General features: G+C 56.3%; 8 protein-coding genes. 4 read left to right on the forward strand and 4 right to left on the reverse strand.

Annotated features, from left to right (window positions below; translation table 11 throughout):
* The first annotated feature begins 225 nt into the window (after positions 1-225).
* Positions 226-927 carry a CoA transferase subunit A gene (locus tag ACTH3D_RS05095; protein WP_441665916.1) on the forward strand — a complete coding sequence of 234 codons (702 nt, stop codon included), beginning with the start codon at positions 226-228 and terminating at the stop codon, positions 925-927.
* 63 nt (positions 928-990) lie between these two features.
* Positions 991-1,650, forward strand: a complete 660-nt coding sequence (locus ACTH3D_RS05100) for a CoA transferase subunit B (RefSeq protein WP_441665918.1) — start codon at positions 991-993, stop codon at positions 1,648-1,650.
* A gap of 107 nt (positions 1,651-1,757) precedes the next feature.
* Here the strand turns inward: ACTH3D_RS05100 and ACTH3D_RS05105 are convergent, their stop codons facing one another.
* On the reverse strand, positions 1,758-2,021 hold the full coding sequence (locus ACTH3D_RS05105) for a GrxA family glutaredoxin (RefSeq protein WP_441665920.1): 264 nt from the start codon (positions 2,019-2,021) through the stop codon (positions 1,758-1,760).
* A gap of 236 nt (positions 2,022-2,257) precedes the next feature.
* Here ACTH3D_RS05105 and ACTH3D_RS05110 point away from each other — a divergent pair, with 236 nt between their 5' ends.
* The gene (locus ACTH3D_RS05110) at positions 2,258-3,655 is read left to right on the forward strand and encodes an aldehyde dehydrogenase family protein (RefSeq protein WP_441665922.1); all 1,398 of its coding nucleotides are present in this window, start codon (positions 2,258-2,260) and stop codon (positions 3,653-3,655) included.
* A 21-nt stretch (positions 3,656-3,676) separates the two neighbouring features.
* On the opposite strand, the gene ACTH3D_RS05115 is transcribed toward ACTH3D_RS05110, so the two are convergent.
* Positions 3,677-4,510, reverse strand: coding sequence for an inositol monophosphatase family protein (locus ACTH3D_RS05115; protein ID WP_441665924.1), 834 nt, complete (start codon positions 4,508-4,510; stop codon positions 3,677-3,679).
* A 158-nt stretch (positions 4,511-4,668) separates the two neighbouring features.
* Here ACTH3D_RS05115 and hybE point away from each other — a divergent pair, with 158 nt between their 5' ends.
* Complete coding sequence (gene hybE / locus ACTH3D_RS05120; RefSeq protein ID WP_441665926.1) at positions 4,669-5,103, forward strand: [NiFe]-hydrogenase assembly chaperone HybE; 435 nt, start codon at positions 4,669-4,671, stop codon at positions 5,101-5,103.
* On the opposite strand, the gene ACTH3D_RS05125 is transcribed toward hybE, so the two are convergent.
* Together ACTH3D_RS05125 and ACTH3D_RS05130 are read right to left on the reverse strand one after the other, a co-directional pair.
* Entirely contained in the window at positions 5,100-5,651 is a 552-nt protein-coding gene (locus ACTH3D_RS05125) for a response regulator transcription factor (protein WP_441665928.1), read from the reverse strand. The two genes, hybE and ACTH3D_RS05125, sit on opposite strands and share 4 nt — an antisense overlap.
* A gap of 35 nt (positions 5,652-5,686) precedes the next feature.
* On the reverse strand, positions 5,687-6,964 hold the full coding sequence (locus tag ACTH3D_RS05130) for an ATP-binding protein (RefSeq protein ID WP_441665936.1): 1,278 nt from the start codon (positions 6,962-6,964) through the stop codon (positions 5,687-5,689).
* Positions 6,965-6,972: the final 8 nt, after the last annotated feature.

Raw genomic sequence — 6,972 nt, forward strand, 5'->3', positions numbered from 1 at the left:
GGGTGTATTATGCTAATAGATGGGAGTGATTCTGCCCAGCGTCAGGCTGCTGAAGTAACAAAACCATATAGCTGCTTGACGGTCATGGGAATCAACGGGAAGATTGTTTCAGGAAACAAGCGATTAATGAATAGCACTAACTTTTTAGGTATTTCATCAGCAGTAACACTGTACTTGCTGGAGACCGCATCATTTTCCCAGCACCCTTCACCCTGGAGGCACTAGATGGCCGGATTTGACAAGCGTGTGAGTTCCTACGAAGAGGCAATGGAAGGTATCGAGGATGGCATGACCGTGATTGCAGGCGGTTTTGGTCTGTGCGGTATCCCCGAAAACCTGATTGCTGAGATCAAGCGACGTGGTACTAAGGATCTCACTGTCTACTCCAACAACTGCGGCGTTGATGGTTTTGGTTTGGGGATTTTGCTAGAAGACCGTCAGATCAGTACGATCTACGCATCCTATGTGGGTGAGAACGCGCTGTTCGAGAAGCAGATGCTGAATGATGAGATTGAGGTCATTCTGACTCCTCAAGGCACTCTGGCTGAAAAAATGCGTGCCGGCGGTGCAGGTATTCCTGCGTTTTATACCGCAACTGGGTATGGCACACCGGTCGGCGATGGCAAGGAGGTTCGTGAGTTCAATGGCCGGCCGTACATTCTCGAAGAGAGTGTGGTGGGCGACTTTGCCATTGTTAAGGGCTGGAAGGCCGATCGCTTCGGCAATGTGGTTTACCGCGATACAGCCCAGAACTTCAATCCCATGGCTGCGACGGCAGGCCGTATCACTGTGGTCGAAGTCGAGGAAATCGTTGAGCCTGGTGAGTTGAAGCCCGACCAGATTCACACCCCCGGTATCTACGTCGATCGCATCATTCAGGGCAGCTTTGAGAAGCGTATTGAAAGGCGCATGGTTCGCGAGGGTTGAATCCACAAAAATTGCCCTCGGCGCTTTGCAAGGCTTCTCAACACCTGACAGGAGATAAACAGGATGGCACTTACACGTGAACAAATGGCTCAGCGCGTAGCGCGCGAGCTGGAAGATGGGTTTTATGTCAATCTGGGCATCGGTATCCCGACACTGGTCGCCAACTATGTGCCGGATGATATCGATGTAATGCTGCAGTCTGAGAACGGTCTGCTGGGGATGGGGCGTTATCCCACCGAAGCAGAGCTAGATGCAGACATGATCAACGCCGGTAAGGAAACCGTGACGGCCCGTACTGGGGCGGCAATTTTTTCATCTGCTGAGTCCTTCGCAATGATCCGCGGCGGCCATGTGGATCTGACTGTTCTTGGCGCATTTGAAGTGGATCAGGAAGGCAATATCGCCTCGTGGATGATTCCCGGTAAGCTGATCAAAGGTATGGGCGGCGCCATGGACCTGGTCGCTGGCGCAGAAAATATCATCTGCACTATGACCCATGCGTCCAAGCACGGTGAATCAAAGCTGTTAGAGAAGTGCGAGCTGCCGCTGACCGGCGCTGCCTGTATCCGTCGCGTGCTGACGGATCTAGCTTATCTCGAAATCGAGAACGGTGCCTTCGTGCTCAAGGAGCGCGCGCCAGGTGTCAGCGTTGAGGAAATCATCGAGAAAACGGCGGGCAAGCTGATTGTGCCTGACCATGTCCCCGAGATGACGTTCGACTGATAGCCAGGGTGGAGAACGACACTCCATCTGGCCGCTAGCACCCAAAAAGCCGCCCGAGGAGCTATTCTCGGGCGGCTTTTTGGGTGCTAGCGATAAACCACATGAGGCTAGCCGGCCAACAGCCCCTTGTCCTTGACGTACTGGTCAAACTCAGTAAAGCCACCGATGTGGGTCTGGTCAACAAAGATCTGCGGAACGGTTTCCACTGGCTTACCAATGGTTTTTTCCATATCGGCCCTGGAGATGCCCTCGGCATGGATGTCGATATAGCGAAAGCCTTCGATAGCCTTGGCTTCGTCCAGTTTCTCAGCGAGTTCCTTGGCGTGCACACAGAATGGGCAACCCGGGCGACCAAAAATGACCACAAACATCGAAGTACTCCTTAATGAACCGCTCCTGCGGTAAATGAGCTGATTGTTGGAGTACATTGTGAAGCAGACGATATTCTTTATCCAATAGTCTGAGCCTGACAGATCGATATGGTGAAACTATCGATGGTGTTGCTACACAAGCCGCAGCCTGTCGATCGCATTGCGTTCACTGGGGAGTCTGGTCAGGGTGTTGAAAACCCTTCTATTGATTGGGCATTAAATTGACGAATTCCAAGGTGACGATTGACCCTGACATCCAGGCGGCGTTTGACATGCAGGCAGTAGGGGTGACGGATCGCAGGCGCAACTTCGGTTTGGCCGAGCGGAAACAAGCGCTGTCTCTGCTCTCCGATGTGATCAAGAACAATGAGGCGGCGATTGTTGCAGCATTGACGGAGGATTTCGGTAAACCCGAAACCGAAACGATCCTGACCGAAATTCTTCCCGTGTTGCAAGAAATCAAACATGCTCGCCGCCACTTGCGCGGATGGATGCGGCCTTCCCGGGTAGCGCCAACGCTGGCTACCTTTGGAACGTCAGCGCGTGTCAGGCCAGAGGCGCGCGGTGTCTGTTTGATCATTGCGCCCTGGAACTACCCCTTCAGCCTAGCGATCGGCCCGTTAGTGTCCTGCCTTGCCGCCGGGAATGCGGCGATCATCAAGCCGTCGGAAATGACACCTGCCACCTCTGCTCTGATTGCGAGATTGTTGGCAGAAACGTTTTCGCTCGACCTGGTTGCCGTCGTCGAAGGTGGGCTGAAAACGTCACAGGCATTGCTCAGCTTGTCCTTTGACCATATTTTCTTCACGGGCAGTCCCGCCGTTGGCAAGATTGTCATGTCCGCAGCAGCCAAAACTCTCGCTTCCGTTACGCTGGAGCTAGGTGGCAAGTCGCCCACTATTATTGGACCGGGCGCAAATCTTAAGCGTGCCGCCGACTGGATTGTGTTTGGCAAATTTGCCAATGCTGGGCAGACCTGCATTGCCCCGGATCACCTGTTCGTTCATGTGTCCGTCAAAGAGACATTCACAAGGTTACTGCGTGAGCGGATCGCCAAAGCATATGCTGAGGGCAGCATAAGCAGCGATCTCTCGCGGATTGTCAACAAGCACCACGCCGACCGCCTTGCCGGACTGTTGACGGATGCGACGGCAAAAGGCGCGCACGTAACGCAACAGGAAATTCGTGATGGCACCCGGTTCAAGCCCGTGTTGATTGAGGCAATTACGCCTGAAATGGCTATTGATCACGAAGAAATCTTTGGGCCAATCCTGCCGATCATGGCTTATGATGACCTGGAAGACGTCATAATGAAGATCAATGCTCGCCCCAAACCCCTGTCGCTGTATGTTTTCGATAATGACCGGAAACGTATCGATCAGGTCATCGAAGCCACCAGCTCCGGCAGTGTTGGTGTCAATTTGACGTTGATCCAGTTCATTCATAACCGCCTGCCGTTTGGTGGGGTGAACAACTCCGGGCTGGGCAGTGCGCATGGCCATTACGGATTTTGTGCATTCAGCCACGAGCGTGCTGTGATGACCAATCATTTCTCTGCACTGCCGCTGGTTTTTGCGCCCTACACACCAGGCGTCAAGCGTATCATCGGTATCATTAGGCGGGTTCTGGAGTAGGCCATGCTTGTTAAAACTCGACTAGAACTTACCAGAGGCGTGAGAAGCCGTGTTTCGGTCGGCCTGGCGCAGCAGCTTGCCCAGGGGCTCATGGATGACAGGCGTGCTGACGAGCAGGTTTTCGCCGTACAGCTCTGGCGGCACTCCCTCAGGCACAGGATAAAGGTGCCCGGTTCGCGCGCCGGCCTCGTGGGCAATCAGCAGGCCGGCAGCGAAGTCCCAGGGGGAAACGCTCTCGTAGTAAGCGTTCAGCCGGCCGCAGGCGACATCGCAAAGATCCAGCGCTGCCGAGCCGTTGCGACGGATGTCTTGGCAGTGGCTCAACACAGCTTGCAGGCGTCGCATCAGCGGCGGGCGGCTTTCACGTTGATAGGGAAAACCGGTGGCCACCAAACAACGCGACAGAGTCTCAGTCTGGCTTACGTGGATTGGCTGACCGTTGCACCAGGCACCCTGGCCAGCAATGGCGGTAAAGGTTTCGTCAAGAAAGGGCGCATGCACCACGCCGATCACCATTCGCGTGCCATCGAACCAGCCGATCGACACGGCCACGTGGCGAAGCCCATGGACAAAGTTGACAGTACCATCGATGGGATCGATGACCCATAAGCTGCCGGTTTGTGACAGGTCGTCCTGCTGGGGTGTCAGCTCTTCACTGAGGCGCTGTTCGTCGGGAAACACCGTATCGAGCTGCTCGCTGATGAAGGTGTCGACCGCAACATCAGTGTCGGTCACCAGCTCCTGACCACCCTTGTAGCGTTCTTGCAGGTGGCCCTGGCGCCGCGCCTCCACAATCATCAGGCCAGCACGGTGTGCAATGTCGGTGGCAATCTCGAGTCGCTTGCTGGGTGTCATTGATAAACTCGTCGCATCAGGGAGTGTCTGGCCCATGCTAGCATTCAACCGGGATGCAAACCTGCAGTGGCTGAGTTGGCGTAGTGGCGATCACCCTGCAGAAACTCGTCAAGCAACTCACCAGGAAACTTACCAAAGAACTCGTCAAGGAGCCCATCATGCAGGCACTCAGGCCGGAGCAGTATGCGGAATTACGTCGGCTGGTAACTAGCTGGGAGCGCCGCTATTTGCGTGAGGCCAAACAGCAGGCAGGGTTCAATCCACGTCTGGCAGCCGATGCCCTGTGCTTCCAGCCGCTCCCTCAGGATGAGGGTGGGCTGCTGGTCGGTGCCTTGATAACGCCGCTGTCTCTTGCGCTGATGCTGGTGCCCGCTACCGGCAGTGACTGTCCGCCGCCGGGAGCAACGCGTTGGCTGGGCCTACCTGCCGGCGACTACCCGTTGACACCGCTGGCGCTGGATGCGGGTGATTGGGTGTGGTGCTGCGTGCTGCTGGATGATGTGACCGATGTCAGCTCATTGGAGCAGGGCAGCCGGCTGGCTCAGCGGCTGATGACGTCACTGATGACCTCAACCACGGCTGAGACTTCCTAGCGGCGCACCGGGCGCTTTTGCAGTTTGCGCTGCAATGTGCGGCGATGCATACCCAGCGCGCGAGCGGTCGCAGAGATGTTGCCGTCGTGCTCATGTAGCACTTTCTGGATATGCTCCCAGGCCAAGCGGTTGATCGAGGGCGGGTTGTCGGCAAGCTCTGCCCCGGGGTCGCCCTGCTGGCGATTGAAGGCGTCGATAATGTCATCGGCATCCACCGGTTTGCACAGATAGTTGACCGCACCCAGCTTGATCGCCTCAACCGCGGTGGCGATGCTGGAGTATCCGGTCAGGATGATGGCCTGGCATTCGGGAGCCGCCTCAAGTAGCTCGGGCAACAGCTTCAGCCCCGACTCGTTTTCCAGTTTGAGATCCAAGGTGGCTAGCGCTGGCTGATGCCGGCGGGCCAAGGTCAGGGCATCACTGCCACAGTGGGCAACCAGCACCTCATAGCCCCGCCGTGTCAGAGCCCGCTGCATCACATGGCAGAACATCTCGTCATCATCGATGACCAACAGGGTTTGGCTGCTTTGTTGATGTGTCTCTTGCATGACGTCCTCCTGAGTCAACCCGAGAAGCAGGTCGGTCAACTGCCCGGCGTGCGGCGCGGCAGAATCACTTCGGTTAAGGTTCCGCCTTCGGGGTGATTATAGAGGCTGACACCGCCGCCGAGCCGATTGATAGTGGCATGGGTGAGAAACAGCCCGATTCCCATCCCTTTGCTCTTAGTGGAAATGAAGGTTTCGCCCAGCTGGTCTGCAATGGCCAGCGGAACACCAGGCCCATGATCACGGATATCGATCACCACCTCTGTGTTGCTCCATTCTAAGTAGATGACAATGTTATCCGGATTGGCATCGGCAGCATTGTTGAGCAGGTTGGTCAGCGCCTGATCGAGTGTTGTATCAACGCTGATCCAGGGCGTGTCGTCAGTGTTGTTACTTGAGCTGACGGCGGTATTGATCATGTCCAATCGATGACTGACGTCGGGGCGCAGGACCAGCCAGCGTTGCACCACATCATTCAGCCATTGTCTTGCATCATGTGTGTCGGGGGCTGTCATGCGTGTGCGGTCGGCACCTTCTACCAGCCGTTGCAGATGGGACTTGCAGGTATCTACCTGGCGGCGTAGCAGCTCGATGTCGCCCGTCAACTGGGTATTGTCAGCGGCGTCCTGACGCATTTCTGACAGTAGCACAGCCATGGTCGACAGAGGGGTGCCCAACTCGTGAGCTGTGCCAGCCGCCTGGGTGGCGACAGCCAGCACCTGTTCGTTGCGCAGCGACGCCTCGCGGGTGTTCGAAAGCGTCTGTTCTTTGGCCCGCAGAGCACCGGCCATCTTGTAGACAAAAAACGTGACCAGGCCAGCCGACAGGGCAAAGTTGAGCCACATGCCCAGTGTATGCAGATTCAGCTTGCTGCCTTCATGTGACATACCCAGCTGGGGCACCGGATGGTAGTAAAACATCAGCAGGCTGTAGGCCAGCAGCGAGGTGCCGGCAATAATCCAAGCATGACGCCAGGGCAGGGTAGCCGCAGCTATTGTCACGGGAATCAGATAGTAGTTGATGAACGGGTTGGTTGAACCGCCAGTGAAATGGAACAGCAGCGTTAGGCCGATGACGTCGACCAACAGATGGAGCAGATATTCCTGGTGACTGACATCCCGCGGCCGGCCCAGCCGCCACCAGGTGGCCACGTTGATCAGCCCCATGAGCAGGATGACAGTGATGACAGCAGGAACATTGAGACTGAAGTTCAGGCCCTCAACGCCGATGATCAGCCCTGCCAGAAAACCGGTCCAGCTGATTCCCCGGACAATGGTCAGCCTCACCAGATTGCGGTTGGGTGTCGAGAGAGGCAGGTCCGAGG

Source organism: Halomonas sp. (assembly GCF_052095765.1).
GTDB lineage: Bacteria > Pseudomonadota > Gammaproteobacteria > Pseudomonadales > Halomonadaceae > Halomonas.